Origin of the sequence: Duganella hordei, assembly GCF_040369125.1 — a bacterium.
GTDB lineage: Bacteria > Pseudomonadota > Gammaproteobacteria > Burkholderiales > Burkholderiaceae_D > Rugamonas > Rugamonas hordei.
Genome location: NZ_BPWI01000002.1, coordinates 708,500 through 722,092 on the forward strand (window position 1 = coordinate 708,500; position 13,593 = coordinate 722,092).

14 protein-coding genes are annotated in these 13,593 nt (G+C 66.6%); 7 read left to right on the forward strand and 7 right to left on the reverse strand.

Features of this window, described 5'->3' with window-relative positions:
- The first annotated feature begins 27 nt into the window (after nt 1–27).
- Genes ABWW33_RS07365 through ABWW33_RS07375 form a run of 3 tightly spaced genes read left to right on the forward strand, consistent with a single transcriptional unit; the run spans nt 28 to nt 2,212 of the window.
- On the forward strand, nt 28–534 hold the full coding sequence (locus ABWW33_RS07365) for a hypothetical protein (protein WP_176654949.1): 507 nt from the start codon (nt 28–30) through the stop codon (nt 532–534).
- A gap of 2 nt (nt 535–536) precedes the next feature.
- The gene (locus ABWW33_RS07370; protein ID WP_176654950.1) at nt 537–1,325 is read left to right on the forward strand and encodes a hypothetical protein; all 789 of its coding nucleotides are present in this window, start codon (nt 537–539) and stop codon (nt 1,323–1,325) included.
- Nucleotides 1,326–1,339: 14 nt separating this feature from the next.
- Nucleotides 1,340–2,212 (forward strand): hypothetical protein, encoded by an 873-nt coding sequence (locus ABWW33_RS07375; RefSeq protein ID WP_176654951.1) that lies wholly within the window; start codon nt 1,340–1,342, stop codon nt 2,210–2,212.
- On the opposite strand, the gene ABWW33_RS07380 is transcribed toward ABWW33_RS07375, so the two are convergent.
- Nucleotides 2,209–3,102 (reverse strand): LysR family transcriptional regulator, encoded by an 894-nt coding sequence (locus ABWW33_RS07380; RefSeq protein ID WP_176654952.1) that lies wholly within the window; start codon nt 3,100–3,102, stop codon nt 2,209–2,211. The genes ABWW33_RS07375 and ABWW33_RS07380 overlap by 4 nt on opposite strands.
- A gap of 104 nt (nt 3,103–3,206) precedes the next feature.
- Here ABWW33_RS07380 and ABWW33_RS07385 point away from each other — a divergent pair, with 104 nt between their 5' ends.
- Nucleotides 3,207–4,430, forward strand: a complete 1,224-nt coding sequence (locus ABWW33_RS07385) for an MFS transporter (RefSeq protein WP_353400481.1) — start codon at nt 3,207–3,209, stop codon at nt 4,428–4,430.
- A 4-nt stretch (nt 4,431–4,434) separates the two neighbouring features.
- On the opposite strand, the gene ABWW33_RS07390 is transcribed toward ABWW33_RS07385, so the two are convergent.
- Together ABWW33_RS07390 and ABWW33_RS07395 are read right to left on the reverse strand one after the other, a co-directional pair.
- On the reverse strand, nt 4,435–5,016 hold the full coding sequence (locus tag ABWW33_RS07390; protein WP_353400483.1) for a hypothetical protein: 582 nt from the start codon (nt 5,014–5,016) through the stop codon (nt 4,435–4,437).
- 108 nt (nt 5,017–5,124) lie between these two features.
- Complete coding sequence (locus ABWW33_RS07395) at nt 5,125–5,250, reverse strand: hypothetical protein (protein ID WP_353400486.1); 126 nt, start codon at nt 5,248–5,250, stop codon at nt 5,125–5,127.
- Between the two features lie 71 nt (nt 5,251–5,321).
- Here ABWW33_RS07395 and ABWW33_RS07400 point away from each other — a divergent pair, with 71 nt between their 5' ends.
- Entirely contained in the window at nt 5,322–6,083 is a 762-nt protein-coding gene (locus ABWW33_RS07400) for a DUF1223 domain-containing protein (RefSeq protein WP_353400489.1), read from the forward strand.
- Nucleotides 6,084–6,089: 6 nt separating this feature from the next.
- On the opposite strand, the gene ABWW33_RS07405 is transcribed toward ABWW33_RS07400, so the two are convergent.
- Nucleotides 6,090–9,383: an EAL domain-containing protein gene (locus ABWW33_RS07405; protein WP_353400491.1), complete on the reverse strand. Its 3,294-nt coding sequence runs from the start codon at nt 9,381–9,383 to the stop codon at nt 6,090–6,092.
- A 213-nt stretch (nt 9,384–9,596) separates the two neighbouring features.
- Here ABWW33_RS07405 and ABWW33_RS07410 point away from each other — a divergent pair, with 213 nt between their 5' ends.
- Nucleotides 9,597–9,932, forward strand: a complete 336-nt coding sequence (locus ABWW33_RS07410) for a hypothetical protein (RefSeq protein ID WP_176654957.1) — start codon at nt 9,597–9,599, stop codon at nt 9,930–9,932.
- Nucleotides 9,933–9,950: 18 nt separating this feature from the next.
- Here the strand turns inward: ABWW33_RS07410 and ABWW33_RS07415 are convergent, their stop codons facing one another.
- Genes ABWW33_RS07415 through ABWW33_RS07425 form a run of 3 tightly spaced genes read right to left on the reverse strand, consistent with a single transcriptional unit; the run spans nt 9,951 to nt 12,764 of the window.
- Nucleotides 9,951–10,742 (reverse strand): hypothetical protein, encoded by a 792-nt coding sequence (locus tag ABWW33_RS07415; RefSeq protein WP_353400494.1) that lies wholly within the window; start codon nt 10,740–10,742, stop codon nt 9,951–9,953.
- Nucleotides 10,742–11,971: a CaiB/BaiF CoA transferase family protein gene (locus ABWW33_RS07420; protein ID WP_353400497.1), complete on the reverse strand. Its 1,230-nt coding sequence runs from the start codon at nt 11,969–11,971 to the stop codon at nt 10,742–10,744. Before ABWW33_RS07420 ends, ABWW33_RS07415 begins: the two co-directional genes overlap by 1 nt.
- Before the next feature lie 49 nt (nt 11,972–12,020).
- Nucleotides 12,021–12,764, reverse strand: a complete 744-nt coding sequence (locus tag ABWW33_RS07425) for a M48 family metalloprotease (RefSeq protein WP_353400499.1) — start codon at nt 12,762–12,764, stop codon at nt 12,021–12,023.
- Nucleotides 12,765–12,787: 23 nt separating this feature from the next.
- On the opposite strand from ABWW33_RS07425, the gene ugpQ reads away from it, so the two are divergent.
- On the forward strand, nt 12,788–13,540 hold the full coding sequence (gene ugpQ / locus ABWW33_RS07430) for a glycerophosphodiester phosphodiesterase (protein WP_353400502.1): 753 nt from the start codon (nt 12,788–12,790) through the stop codon (nt 13,538–13,540).
- The last annotated feature ends 53 nt before the right edge of the window (nt 13,541–13,593 follow it).

The window sequence follows — 13,593 nt, forward strand, 5'->3', positions numbered from 1 at the left end:
CCGGCCTCACTAACAAGAAAGCAAGCAATGTCTAGAAAAGTACACCCCGAGTTCGCCTATCAATCGCGCGAGCTGGAAGGCCAGATCGAGGGCATCCTGGGCGATCCGCCGGACCGCAAGAACTACCAGCGCATGATCGACGCGCTGGTGTCCGAATACGCCAGCGGCGGCGGCATCGAGGACGTCAACATGCTGGCGTTCGCGCTGGTCGACCACCTCGAGTTCAACAACCCGAAAGGCCTGCTGGCCGAGGCCGAGGACTACGAGTTCGGCGACGCCGCGCGCGTGTTCGCGATGGCCTCGTGCAAGGGCGAGGAGGCGGCGCGCATGTACGCCGCGCTGGAAGACAATCTGCCGGACCTGGCGCGCCAGGCCATCATCACGGCGTTCCTGTACAAGAATCCGCGCAAGTGGGACGACGACGACCAGTCGCTGGAACAACTGTCGGCCAACGACGACGGCGACGATGTCGACGACGACGATCACCAGGCCACCGACGACTTCGCCCAAATGTTCGACCAGGATGGAGAGTAATCATGTCCGACGAAACTACAAAGTCCAGTAATCTGCCGGCGCTGAGCAAGCAAGTGACGGAACTGGTGCTGGCCGGTTCGCTGAGCCATGCCGAGCAAGCCTTCGCCGAAGCGGCCGACCAGTTCGGCGACCTGGCGGTGGTGGAGGTGCTCAACAACATTCCGCCGCAAGTGACGGCGCTGCACATGGCCGGCTTCGACGGCGGCAAGATGTCGCTGGCGACCCTGCTGGTGCCGCCCAAGGCCTGGGCCGACAGCCTGGCGTTCTTCGCCGCCACCTGGCCGGACGACCAGATCGAGGACGATCCGGAGCGCATCGCCGAATCGCTGTTCGCGCACATCCACGGCGTGGTGTTTTCCACCGACGACGAGGATCGCCGCGTCGAGTTGCTGCAGGCCGCCTCGGCGACCGACCACGGCGCGACCGCGTTCGCCATCCTGTTCTCGATGGCGCCGAAGGAAATCCTGGAGGTGGCCGGCGAGATCATCTCGAAAGGCCCGTACCTGACCGGCCAGACCTCGTCCGACAACGACGTGGTTCCGCTGGCGATCGCGCTGGCGCAGGCGTCGGAAGACGGCTGGGACCGCGCGCTGTTCGAGCTGTTCCCCGAGTTCCGCCACAGCGCCGACCTGGCCGACGCCGAGTTCAGCGACGACCCGGACGAGGAGCCGACCTTCCTGCAGCGCTCCACCAAGGAATTGCTGTACCGCTTGCGCAAGCAGGTACCGTCCACGCGCAGCGCCGCCAAGCCTGGTTCGCGCCGCAGCCTGGGCACCGGCATTTTCTCGTGATGGAATACTGATACATGCTGCCAGCAATCGTTGTAGAAAATTTGCCGCGCCTGACCCGCGCGATCCAGCAACTGGCGACCCATCCGGACGACGACGCGGCCTACGCGCTGGCCGATGAGCTGACCGGCATCACCGCCATGGTGGCCGAGAAGTTCACCAACGACCGCACCGCCGACGGCATCCAGAAGGCGCTGCAGCTGACGGTGGGCGGCGTGTCGCTGGGCCTGGACCACGCGCTGCTGCACGAGGGCGACCTCGCGGCGCTGGACTTCCTGGTCGAGCACGGCGCCGAGCACGCGTTCCAGATCGGCTTCCGCCTGATCAAGGAGCTGTCGGCGCTGCCGGAGGATGCGCTGGTCGGCGAGTACGATACCGATCCGGTGTACTCGGCGCGCCGGCTGCGGGACCTGTTCATCGACCTGTGCCAGACCGATCCGAACCAGAACTGGAACGGCATGGAGCGCTACGAGATCATGCTCAAACAGCGCAAGGAAGTGCAGGCCGTGGTGCGGCTGGCCGGCTGGCTGCGCCGCCACAACAGCGAAGGCCCGGTCAGCGATTCCGACCTGAACGCGGAAGGCGTGATCGCGCTGGCCATCATCTTCGCCATCGAGGGCGGCGGCCGTATCGTCGCGCGCACCGGGCAGAAGGAGTTCGAGCGCTTCGTCAAGGCGGTGCGCAAGGCCAAGCCGGACTACGAAGAGGGCTGGGCGGCGCTGGTGGCCAAGGTGCCGGTGCAGCATCACCCGGTGCTGCTGGAGCGCATCGACAGCTACCGCAAGAGCTGCACGGTGATCCAGAACATCAAGGGCCGCACGGCGATGAAAACGCTGTTCGCGGAACTGGAAAACTACGCCGGTTCCGAGCTGGACGCGGACTACTCCTAGGCTTCGGCAGCCTCGCGCGCCACGGCCACGAAGGCCGCCACCAGCGGGGCCGCTTCTTCCTTTCTTTGCGCCAGCAGCAGCGTGGTGTTGGCCTCCGGGTCCGCCAGCGGGCGGTAGCACACGCCGCCCATCCGGATGATGTCGAAGGAACTCGGCAGCACCGAAATCCCGCAGCCGGCCGCCACCAGGCCGATGATGGTCGACGCTTCGCCCGCTTCCATCGCCACCGTCGGCATGAAGCCGGCCGCGCGGCACAGCCGGAAAATCTGCGGGTAGATGCCAGTGCCGGCCGTCTTCGGATACATGACGAACGGTTGTCCCTCGAGGTCGCTGATGGCGACCGCCTGCTGCTTCGCCAGCGGATGCTCCAGCGGCAGCACCAGCACCAGCGGGTCGTGCCGCAGCACCGTCATGCCGACCGAATCGGGCACCGCCGCTTCCGGCGGCCGCACCAGTCCCAGGTCCAGCTCGCGGTTGGCGATGGCGTCGATCTGGCGCAGCGTCGACATTTCATGCAGGGTCAGCGTCACGCCCGGATAGCGCTGGCGGTAACGGTTGACCACGGTGGCGAACAGCGGCGTCAGCGGGGTGGAGAAGGTGAAGCCCACGCGCAGTTCGCCGGCCTCGCCGCGCTCGGCCCGGCGCGCCGTCTGCACCGCCTGTTCGGACAGCGACAGCACGCGGCGGGCGTCGTCGAGGAACAGCTTGCCCGCTTCCGTCAGCCGCACCCAGCGCTTGCTGCGTTCGAGAAGTTGAGCGCCCACTTCGGCTTCCAGCTGCTGGATCTGGTGGCTCAGCGGCGGCTGGCCGATGTGCAGGCGCTCGGCGGCGCGGGTAAAGCTGAGCTCCTCGGCGACGGCGACAAAGTAGCGCAGGTGGCGCAATTCCATGGTTGTTATCTTTTTAAAGTATGAGTAACGGCTTAAATATATATTGGACAGTGGTTATGTGCAATCCTATGATGAGGTCATCGTACCTCTGACCGGATCATTCCATGTCCCTAGCTTCCGCCATGTCGGCGCCCCGCATTGCCGTCGGCAGTCCCGAGTTCAAGCGCAGCAACCGGGCGCTGTTCTTCGGCGGCTTTTCCGCCTTCGCGCTGCTGTATTGCGTGCAGCCGCTGATGCCCTTGCTGTCGCACGAGTTCGCGCTGAGCGCGGCGCAGAGCAGCATGGTGCTGTCGGTATCGACCGCCGCGCTGGCGGTGTCGCTGGTGGCGTCGAGCGCGCTGTCGGAGCGGCTGGGCCGCAAGCCGCTGATGGTGGCGGCCATGGCCATCTCGGCGCTGCTGACGATACTGTGCGCGTTCGCCCACAGCTATCCGCAATTGCTGCTGATGCGCGCGGCGCTGGGCGTGGCGCTGGGCGGCATGCCGGCCATCGCGATGGCCTACCTGGGCGAGGAGATCGAGCCGACCTCGCTGGGGTTGTCGATGGGGCTGTACATCAGCGGCAGCGCGTTCGGCGGCATGGCGGGGCGAGTGATCACTTCGGTGCTGAGCGACCATTTCTCGTGGCGGCTGGCGCTGGCGGCGGTCGGCGTGGCCGGCGTGCTGGCGGCGTGGGAGTTCTGGCGTTCGCTGCCGGCGTCGCGCCATTTCGTGCCGGTCAGCGGCGGCTGGCGCTCGCTGCCGGCCGGCTTCAGGCTGCATTTGTCCGATCCCGGCCTGCCGTGGCTGTTCGCGCTGGCCTTCCTGCTGATGGGGGCGTTTGTCAGCCTGTACAACTACATCGCCTACCGGCTGCTGGGCGCGCCGTTCGGCTTGAGCCAGAGCCTGGTCGGGGCCGTGTCCTTCCTGTATTTGCTGGGCATCTACAGCTCGGTGTGGGCCGGGCGGCTGGCGGACCGCTACGGCCGCCGCCACGTGCTGTGGGTGATGCTGACCATCATGCTGGGCGGGCTGCTGCTGACCTTGTCAAACTGGCTGCCGTTGATCGTCGCCGGCGTGGCCATGTTCACCTACGGTTTCTTCGCCACGCACTCGGTGGCCAGCAGCTGGGTGGGGCGGCGCGCGACCACCAACAAGTCGCTGGCCTCGGCGCTGTACCTGTTCTTCTACTACCTCGGTTCCAGCGTGGTCGGCTCGGCCACCGGCGTCATGTGGGGCCGCGACGGCTGGCCGGGCGTGGTGATGGTGCTGGGCGCGGCGCTGGCGCTGGCAATGCTGGTGGCGCTGCGCCTGCGCCGCCTGGCGCCGCTGGGTGCGGCGGAGCGGTAACCGGTCAGCACAGGTAGTACTTTTTCTTCCCTTCGTCGATGCTGATGCAGTAGCTGCCTACGCCCGTGGTGATGCGGTAGATGCGCGCGCGGGCATCGGGCGACGTCAGTTCGGTGATGCGGGCAGCCTGGAACCATTTCGGGCCGACCGCGTCATGCGCGGCACTGATGCCGCGTTCCAGCATGGCCTGTTTGCTGTCCGGTGTTGGCGACGACGGGCGCGCGGGGAAGGTGGCGCGCAAATCCTTGTCGATTTTTCCCAAGTCCAGCTTGGCTTGCCTCAGGATGTCTACAGCTGTCGCCGGCCCTTGCGCTGCCGTGGCGGGCAGGGCGAACGGATCGTCTGGCGGCTGCGTTGCCGGCGTTGGGTTGTCGACGGTGACCGGTTGCTGGATCGATGGCGCGCGGGATTGCGACGGCATTGCGGTAACAGGCGGACGGCCGGCATGGGGCCGGATCGCAGGTCGCGACTTATCCAGCGGCCTGGGCGGCGTTGTCATCGGCAGCAGCCACTGGATCTCCGGGCCCGTTGTGCGCGGCACATCGGCCGCTTGCTGGCGCTGGATGAACGCATAGAGTATCGCCATGTGCAGCAGCGCAGTGGCGAGCAGTCCGGGAAGGTGGTGTTGTCGTCGCAAGGTCATGCCGGAAGAATAACTTGTAATTCAGGCAGTTATCAACTTTGTCACAGGTTATTACAATGCCAGCAGCAATCCCTTCCAGCGGGCGTCGTGCTCGCCACCCAATGTTGGCACTGCGTGGACCACGGCATAGTCGGCCAGCGCGCTGTCGTCGAGCAGAGGAGGCTCAATTGCCGTCAATATCGCGCCACCTTGTAAGGTTGCGGCTGGCGGCGCGACCAAGCTGCATCGCTTACCGTCTGGAGCCACCCGTGAAACACCTGATCCTGAGCCTGACCGCGGCCGCCGCGCTGAACATTCCGCCGGCGCTGGCCGCCGCCAGTTGTACGCTGCACAGTCCCGCCTACCGCATCGCCTTGCTGGAGTTGTACACGTCCGAGGGCTGCAGCAGCTGCCCGCCGGCCGACCAGTACGTCAGCGGCTTGCGCGGCGACGGCATCACGGCGCAGCAGGCGGTGCTGCTGTCCGAGCATGTCGATTACTGGAACTACATCGGCTGGAAAGATCCGTTTTCCAGCAAGACCTTCACCGACCGCCAGCGCTGGCTGAGCGACCTGGCCGGCTCCCGCACCATCTACACGCCGGAGATCTTCGTCGGCGGCAAGGAGCAGCGCGGCTGGCCGCGCGGCGTGGCCGACGCGGTCAGGCGCGTCAACGGGCTGGCGGCGCAGGCCGACATCAGCATCACGCTGGGCGCGGCCGGCGCCGGCGGCCTGCCGGTGGAAGTGAAGGCCGGTTCGGCGCGGGAAGGCAAGCTGTTCATCGCGCTGGTCGAGAACGGCGTTGCCAGCCAGGTCAGGGCGGGCGAAAACAGCGGCCGCTTGCTGCGGCATGATTTTGTCGTGCGCGAGTGGCTGGCGCCGGTGCCGCTGGCGGGCGGCGCGGCGTCGTTCAGGCAGGTGCTGGCGCTGCCGGCCGGCGCGGCGGCGGGCAGGCTGGGCGTCAGCGCCTTCGTGCAGACGCCGCAGGGCGAAGTGCTGCAGGCGCTGGCGTTGCCGGTGTGCGGCGGCTAGTGGGCTTCAGGAACGGGTTTCGATGCCGGCGGCGGGCTGTTCCCGCTGTTCCATGCTGTTGTGGATCAGGCGGTGATATTGAAACGCTTCGCGGATGCTTTCGCGCAGCGTCTGGTCGTCCCACGGCTTGGTGTAGAAGCGGTAGATCTCGCCGCGGTTGATGGCGTTCAGCACCGTCTCCAGCTCGGTGTAGCCGGACAGGATGATGCGTATCGTGCCCGGATACAGCTTCTTGACGCGGCTGAGGAATTCGGTGCCGTTCATGCCCGGCATGCGCTGGTCGCTCATGACCACCTGCACCTGGTGCAGCGCCAGCAAGTTGAACGCCTCTTCGGCCGTGTTGGCGCGCAGCACGCGGTAGCCGTCGAGCCGGAACACGCGGGTCAGCGCGGCCAGGATGCTGGGCTCGTCGTCCAGCAGCAGCAGGGTTTGCTGCTGGCGCGGCTCCTCGTTGTTCGGCAGCGCCAGGCTGCGTTCCTGCCGCAGCAGGTCGGCGAACGCGTCCGGCGCCAGCGGCCGGCTGAAATAATAGCCCTGTATCTCGTCGCACAGATAGCGCCGCAGATAGGCCAGCTGCGGCTCGGTCTCGACCCCTTCTGCGATGACCTTGAAGCCGAGGCTGTGGCCGAGCGCGATGACGGAGCGCACGATGGCCGCCACCTTCGGCTCGGTCAGCATTTCGCGCACGAAGGACTGGTCGATCTTCAGGTAGTCGATGGGGAACAGCTTGAGGTAGGCCAGGCTGGAATAGCCGGTGCCGAAATCGTCGATCGACAGCGCGATGTCGAGCCGCTTGAGTTGCGACACCACTGACACCGCCGCGCCGACGTTGTCCATCATCAGGCTCTCGGTCAACTCCAGCTCGAGGTATTGCGCATCGAGGCCGCTGTCGGTCAGCGCGGCCTGGATCTCGCTGGCCAGCGCCGGATCGCGGAACTGGCGCGCCGACAGGTTGACCGCCACCCGCAGCGGCGTCAGCCCGGCGGCCTGCCAGGCCATGTTCTGCGCGCAGGCGGTGCGCAGCACCCAGCGGCCGATGGCGACGATCAAGCCGGTCTCCTCGGCGACCGGGATGAAGCGCGCCGGCGACACCATGCCCAGCGTCGGATGGCGCCAGCGCACCAGCGCCTCCATGCCGATCACCGCGCCGCTGCGCAGGTCGACCTTGGGCTGGTATTCCAGGCTCAGCTCGTTGCGCGGCAACGCGTGCCGCAGCTCCGCCTCGATCAGCGTGCGCTCGGCGATGCGGATGTGCATGGCCGGCTCGTAGAACTGGACCTGGTTGCGGCCGCCCTCCTTGGCGCGGTACATGGCGATGTCCGCATGCTTGAGCAGCTGCTGCGCCTCGGTGCCGTCGACCGGATAGACGCTGACGCCGATGCTGCAGGTGACCGTAAACACTTGCTTGCCCAGCGCGATAGGCGCGGCCACGGCCTCCAGCACGCGCTGCAGCAGCGCGGCGATGGCGGTGGCATCGGCATCGGGCAGCAGCAGCAGGAATTCGTCGCCGCCCAGCCGCGCCACGGTGTCGCTGTCGCGAATGCAGGTGCGCAGGCGCGTGGCGACGCTGCACAGCAGCTCGTCGCCGGACAGGTGGCCCATGCTGTCGTTGACCAGCTTGAAGTTGTCGAGGTCGATGAACACCACGCCCAGGCCGTGGCCGTAGCGCTGGGCGTAGCTGATGGCCTGGGCCATGCGGTCGCCGAACAGCGCGCGGTTGGGCAGGCCGGTCAGCGCGTCATGGCTGGCCTGGTGCTCCAGCTGGGCCTGGTAATCGATGGTTTCGGTCATGTCGGTCAGCACGCAGACGTGATGGTCGATCTCGCCGCCGGTTGCCTGCACCGGCGCCACGTGCAGCTGGGTCCACAGCGCGGCGCCGTCGCGGTGGCTGGTGCGCAGCAGCAGCGTCACTTCCTGGCGCGAGCGCATGGCCGAGTGCAGCGCGTCGCGCTCGTCCTGCCGGCCCTGGCCGAACAGCATGTCCAGGCTGCGGCCCAGCACGCTCTCGCAAGGGTAGCCGAACAGGCGCGCGAAGGCGGGGTTGGCGTAGTCGATCAGGTCGCCGGTCGGACCGTTGACGGTGATGACGATGGCGTTGACGCTGGCGTCGAGCGCGCGGCCGCGCAGCTGCAGCGTCAGCTCGGCCTGCTTGCGTTCGCTGATGTCCTCGATCGTGCCCAGCACGCCGATGGTGTTGCCGAGGCGGTCGTGAAACGGCAGCTTGTTGATCAGGTACCAGTGCACGCTGCCGTCGGTCAGCGTCATGTGGTCCTGCAGGTTCAGCTGGGGCCGGCCGGTGGCGATGATGGCGCGGTCGTCGGCGCGGATGGCCTCGGCGTTGTGCGCCCACGGGAAGTCCTCGTCGCGCTTGCCGACCACGTCGCCGGTGCTGGACAGACCGGCGAAGCGGGCAAACACGGCGTTGCAGCCGTGGTAGGCGCCGTCGAGCCCCTTCCAGAAGATCTGGTGCGGGATGTGGTTGATGACCAGCTGCTTGAGTTCGCGCGAGGCGTGCAACTCCGCCTCCATGCGCAGCTGCTCGGTGATGTCGTGCGCCACCACGAAGCGGGCCAGATGGCCGGCGACGGTCACCGAGTGGGAGGAGATTTCCACATCGATCAGGCTGCCGTCGCGGCGCCGATGGATCCAGCTGCCGGCCCGTTCCGTGCCCTTGGCGGGGGCGACGGCCAGGTTGCGCTCGAGGCGCTCGATCTGCTCCGGTGGACGGATGTCCTTGATCGTCATCTGCAGGAATTCCGCCTCCGTATAGCCGTAGTGGGTGACGGCGGCGGCGTTCACCACCAGGAAGCGCAACGTTTCCAAATCGTACACCCACATCGGCTGCGGATGCTCTTCGAACAGATGCTTGAAGCGCAGCTTGGATTCGAATACGTCGTAGTCGTTCAGCGGGTAGGCCAGGCAAAGCAGGGACGCTTGCTGGCCGCTGGTGGCTGCGCGCCATTCCAATGTTTGCGTCACCATGTGGCCGATGCCGTCGACGTCCAGCAGTTCCAGCTCGCCGCGCCAGTAGCCGCGCGCGCGCACGGCGGGCAGCGCTTCGCCGCGCAGCATCGCCAGCGCCCATGTCGTATACAACGTGGCGACGGCAGCGCCGGCCTGGGTCGGCCCCAGGGTCGCGATGGAATAACGGTTGACGGCCAGCAGCTGCTCGTTTTCGTCCATGACAAAGGCGAAGTAGGGGCTGTCGGCGAAAAAATGTTCGAAGTCCGCGTGGCAATCCAACGCTTCCAGTTGGCGCCCGGGGTCGCGACCATGAGGGGGATATTCTTGCTGATCCATATCCATTCGGCTGGGCGGAAACGATGTGGATCAATACTAACAGAACACAAGATGCGATGGCCACACGACTAGCTTGCGCGCAACAAGTGATGGAGTTTGATCACGGTCTGATCTGTGTCAAACAGGCGGGCGGGGGCTTGAAACTGCGGAAGGAGCGGATGGTCGAATCTGCACCGGCACGCCTGTGCCCGATCCATCGAGGAGGAGTTCATCATGCTGCAAGCGAACGACATCCAGCACCGTTTCCATCTGGTTCAGCAAGCGATAGGGCAGGCCGCGCAAGCCTGTTCCGGCGAGCCCAATCTGCCCAGCGAACTGCGCGACAGCATCCAGCGCCTGGACCGGCATTCCGACACCGCGCAGGAGGTGGTGTTTTCCAGGGACGAGCTGCGGCTGCACAAGCTGGTCCGGGAAATGGACCGGCTGGCCGAGCGGGCCAGGCAGGTATGCCTCAACATTCCGCGACTGTCGCCGCAGCTGCGCGGCGCGGTGAGCTATATGCACAGCCAGATCATGGAGCTGAAGCGGGATATGCGCATCAGCCCGTAACGGACGGGGGCCGGCCGCTTACTTCGGCATGACGTGCCTGAACGTCGGCTCGATGTTTTTCGCGTGCAGGTGCTGGATGATGTCTTCCAGCGTGGCGTCCTTCAGCAGCAGGCCGCTTGGGGCGGCCTGCGGTGCCGCCGCCGGCTCGGCCGGCTTGTGCGGGCGCTCCTTGCCGTGCGGCGGGTGCATGGTGCTGATGGCGTGCGTGAACTGCTTGTCCGTCATGCCTTGCAGGCCTTCCAGGAACGCGGCCTGCGCGGCGTATGGCGGCATCATTTCCAGTCCGGATTCGTCGGCGAACGAGGCGCCCATGCCGGGATTGATGAACGCCGCCCAGTTGCCGCTGGCCATGTGCAGGCACGGCGGCAGTTCGGCGGTGGTGCTGGTCACGGTGTCGGGACGCAGGCCGATCTCTTCGTTCGGTATGTCGGGGAAATAGGTCTTGCGCAGCAGGTGCAGAAACTGCTGCGCCTGATTGAGCGGCACCGGCGTCGCCAGCGACATCCACAGCGAGTAGCCGCCGGCGCCGCTGATGCTGACGGCCGGCGCGGGCAGGCCGAGCTGGTCCTGCAGCGCGTTGGCCACGCCGCACAGGCGGTCCCAATGCTGCAGCGCCGGCGCGTCGCCCATGCGGTTGAAATCGACGATCAGCGCGCGCACCAGGCCGTTGTCCGAGACCAGGTTGAGCGACGTGGTTTTCTCGCCGCTCAAGTGCTGCTCCAGCATCCGCGCCGTCAGTTCGCCGGCGGGGAAGCACTCCTGGTCGTCGAGCAGGTACAGCCGTTTTAATTCGGCGATCAGCTTTTCCATTACAGCACTCCCTGCTCGCGCAGCGCGGCGATGTCGTCGTCGCTTTGGCCCAGCAGGTTGCGCAGGACCTCGTCGGTGTGCTGGCCCAGCAGCGGCGGCGCGAGCGCGTTGTCGGCCGGCGTGGCCGACATCTTCATCGGGCTGCGCACCAGCTTCATGCTGCCGGCCGTCGGATGCGGCACCTCCATCACCAGCTCGCGCGCCAGCACTTGCGGATTCTTGTAGACGTCGTCGAGGTTGTTGATCGGGCCGCAGGGCACGCCGACTTCCTCCAGCTTGCCGATCCAGAAATCGCGCGGCTGCGCCAGCACCATGGCCGCCAGCAGCGGCACCAGCTCGTCGCGGTTCTGCACGCGCAGCGGATTGGTGGCGTAGCGCTCGTGCAAGGCCAGGTCGGCGCGGCCGCCCACCTCGACAAACTTCTGATACTGGCCGTCGTTGCCGGTGGCGACGATGATGTAGCCGTCGGCGCACTGGAAGGTCTGGTACGGCACGATGTTCGGGTGCGCATTGCCCCAGCGCTTGGGCGGCTTGCCGCTGTTGAGGTAGTTGCTGCCCATATTGGCCAGCATCGCCACCTGCACGTCCAGCAAGGCCATGTCGATGTACTGGCCTTCGCCGCTGCGGTCGCGGTGCGTCAGCGCGGCCAGGATGGCGATGGTGGCGTACATGCCGGTCATCAGGTCGGTCAGCGCCACGCCGGCCTTTTGCGGGCCGCCGCCGGGCAGGTCGTCGCGCTCGCCGGTGACCGACATCAGGCCGCCCATGCCCTGGATCAGGAAGTCGTAGCCGGCGCGGTGCGCGTACGGGCCGTCCTGGCCGAACCCGGTCACCGAGCAGTAGACCAGGTCGGGTTTGATGGCTTTCAGCGATTCATAGTCCAGGCCGTAGCGTTTCAGCTGGCCGACCTTGAAGTTTTCCAGCACCACGTCGCAGTGGCTGGCCAGCTCGCGTATCAGCGCCTGGCCGTCGGCGCTGGCGATGTCGATCGTGACCGAGCGCTTGCCGCGGTTGGCGGCCAGGTAGTAGGCCGCCTCGGTGGTGTTGTTGCCGGCGGCGTCCTTGGCGTACGGCGGGCCCCAGGCGCGGGTGTCGTCGCCGCTGCCGGGGCGTTCGATCTTGATGACGTCGGCGCCGAGGTCGGCCAGATTCTGCGAGCACCACGGTCCGGCCAGCACGCGGCTCAGGTCGAGGACGCGGATATGGCCTAGCGCTTTTGGAGCTGTCATGATGTGTGTAACCTTTTGAGTAATGCTATCAGGCCGCTAGTGTAGTGGCTCAGTCGGGCGCTTGCACATAATTTTTTTGCAATGTGCCGGCCAGTTCACGCGCGGCCTGCCAGCGCTGCAGCGGCGACGGATAGTCCGGCTTGCTGCGCCGCGGACGGTCGCTGGCGCGCGCCACCTTCTTGAAATAGGTCGCCAGCCGCGCCGCCGGCCAGCCCGCGCGCCAGGCCAACAGCAGGCCTTCGCGGTCGGCTTCCTGTTCCTGACTGTAATTGGTGGCGGCCAGCAGGTCGATCAGGTCGGTGTCGTGGTCGACCGCGTGTTCCAGTTCCAGGTAGGGCCGCTGCGCCCAGCGCGGATCGAGCAGCAGCGCCTGCTGGTATTCCTTCAGGTTGTGATGCAGGGCGGCGTGCTCGATTTCATGGGCCAGCAGCATGGCCAGTTCGGCGTCGCTCAGCTCCAGCCGGCCGACGTAGTCGGCGCTGACCAGGATCTTGCCGCCGGCCATGCAGTCGGCGTTCTGCTCCGGGTCGCCGGTGGTATGGATTTCCCAGGCCCAGTGCGCGGTGTCCGGGTAGTCGCGGCCGGCCTGGGCGATCAGCGGCAGGGCGATGTTGCGCACGCGCTCGCTGAAGCGCGGGTCGGCGTCCAGCGTCAGTTTGTCGAGCCGGCCGGCGTACAGGATGGCGGCGCGGGAGACCACCAGTTCCTGGGTCAGCGCTTCGGCACCGGCGAGAGCTGACCACAGCAGCAGCACGGCTGGCGCCATTCGTGATAGTGTTGATATGATTGTCATGACAACCTTTCCGAGGCATAGCCATGTGGCCCTACCCAAAAATTGTTGCACACCGCGGCGGCGGGACGCTGGCGCCGGAAAACACGGTGGCCGGACTGCGCGCCGGGCTGGCCTATGGCTTCCGCGCCGTCGAGTTCGACGTGATGCTGTCGCGCGACGGCATCGGCATGGTGATGCACGACCCCGACTTCGGCCGCACGGTGGCGGGGCAGGGCAGCGTGCCGGGCACCGACGCCGTCGAGCTGGCCGCGATGGACGCCGGCAGCTGGTTCGGCCCGCAATTCCGCGATGAACCGGTACCATTCTTCACCCAATTCATCGATTATTGCAAGGCGCAACGCATCTGGATGAACGTGGAAATCAAGCCGGCCGACGGTTTCGAGCGCGAAACCGGCGCCTGGGTTGCAAAAGTGACACGCGACAGCTATGCCGCCGAACTCGCCGCCGGCGACCCTGCCGCCATCCCGCTGCTGTCGTCATTCAGCTTCGACGCGCTGGCGGCCGCCCGCGACGCCGCGCCCGAGCTGCCGCGCGGCTATCTGCTGGACAAGATCCCCGCCGACTGGCAGGAGCAGGCGCGCGCACTGGGCGCCGTGGCCATCCACACCAACCAGAAGCACCTGACGCGCGAGCTGGCGGCGCAGGTCAAGGCGGCCGGCTACGGCCTGTTTTGCTATACCGTCAACGATCCGCAGCGGGGCCGGGAGATCCTGTCCTGGGGCGTGGACGGGTTCTGCACCGACCGCATCGATTTGATCGGCCCCACCTTCGCCTGAGACCCTGCCTGCGGCGTGGTCATATATAATCAACCCTTTGCATTTGCCAGCTA

Bases quoted from the DNA above. Each gene is read 5' to 3' on its own strand.
- ABWW33_RS07390 (WP_353400483.1), bottom strand. From the start codon at position 5,016: ATGGCGATACTCTATGCGTTCATCCAGCGCCAGCAAGCGGCCGATGTG.
- ABWW33_RS07375 (WP_176654951.1), top strand. From the start codon at position 1,340: ATGCTGCCAGCAATCGTTGTAGAAAATTTGCCGCGCCTGACCCGCGCG.
- ABWW33_RS07370 (WP_176654950.1), top strand. From the start codon at position 537: ATGTCCGACGAAACTACAAAGTCCAGTAATCTGCCGGCGCTGAGCAAG.
- ABWW33_RS07420 (WP_353400497.1), bottom strand. From the start codon at position 11,971: ATGACAGCTCCAAAAGCGCTAGGCCATATCCGCGTCCTCGACCTGAGC.
- ABWW33_RS07385 (WP_353400481.1), top strand. From the start codon at position 3,207: ATGTCCCTAGCTTCCGCCATGTCGGCGCCCCGCATTGCCGTCGGCAGT.
- ABWW33_RS07405 (WP_353400491.1), bottom strand. From the start codon at position 9,383: ATGGATCAGCAAGAATATCCCCCTCATGGTCGCGACCCCGGGCGCCAA.
- ABWW33_RS07425 (WP_353400499.1), bottom strand. From the start codon at position 12,764: ATGACAATCATATCAACACTATCACGAATGGCGCCAGCCGTGCTGCTG.
- ABWW33_RS07415 (WP_353400494.1), bottom strand. From the start codon at position 10,742: ATGGAAAAGCTGATCGCCGAATTAAAACGGCTGTACCTGCTCGACGAC.
- ABWW33_RS07380 (WP_176654952.1), bottom strand. From the start codon at position 3,102: ATGGAATTGCGCCACCTGCGCTACTTTGTCGCCGTCGCCGAGGAGCTC.
- ABWW33_RS07410 (WP_176654957.1), top strand. From the start codon at position 9,597: ATGCTGCAAGCGAACGACATCCAGCACCGTTTCCATCTGGTTCAGCAA.
- ugpQ (WP_353400502.1), top strand. From the start codon at position 12,788: ATGTGGCCCTACCCAAAAATTGTTGCACACCGCGGCGGCGGGACGCTG.
- ABWW33_RS07365 (WP_176654949.1), top strand. From the start codon at position 28: ATGTCTAGAAAAGTACACCCCGAGTTCGCCTATCAATCGCGCGAGCTG.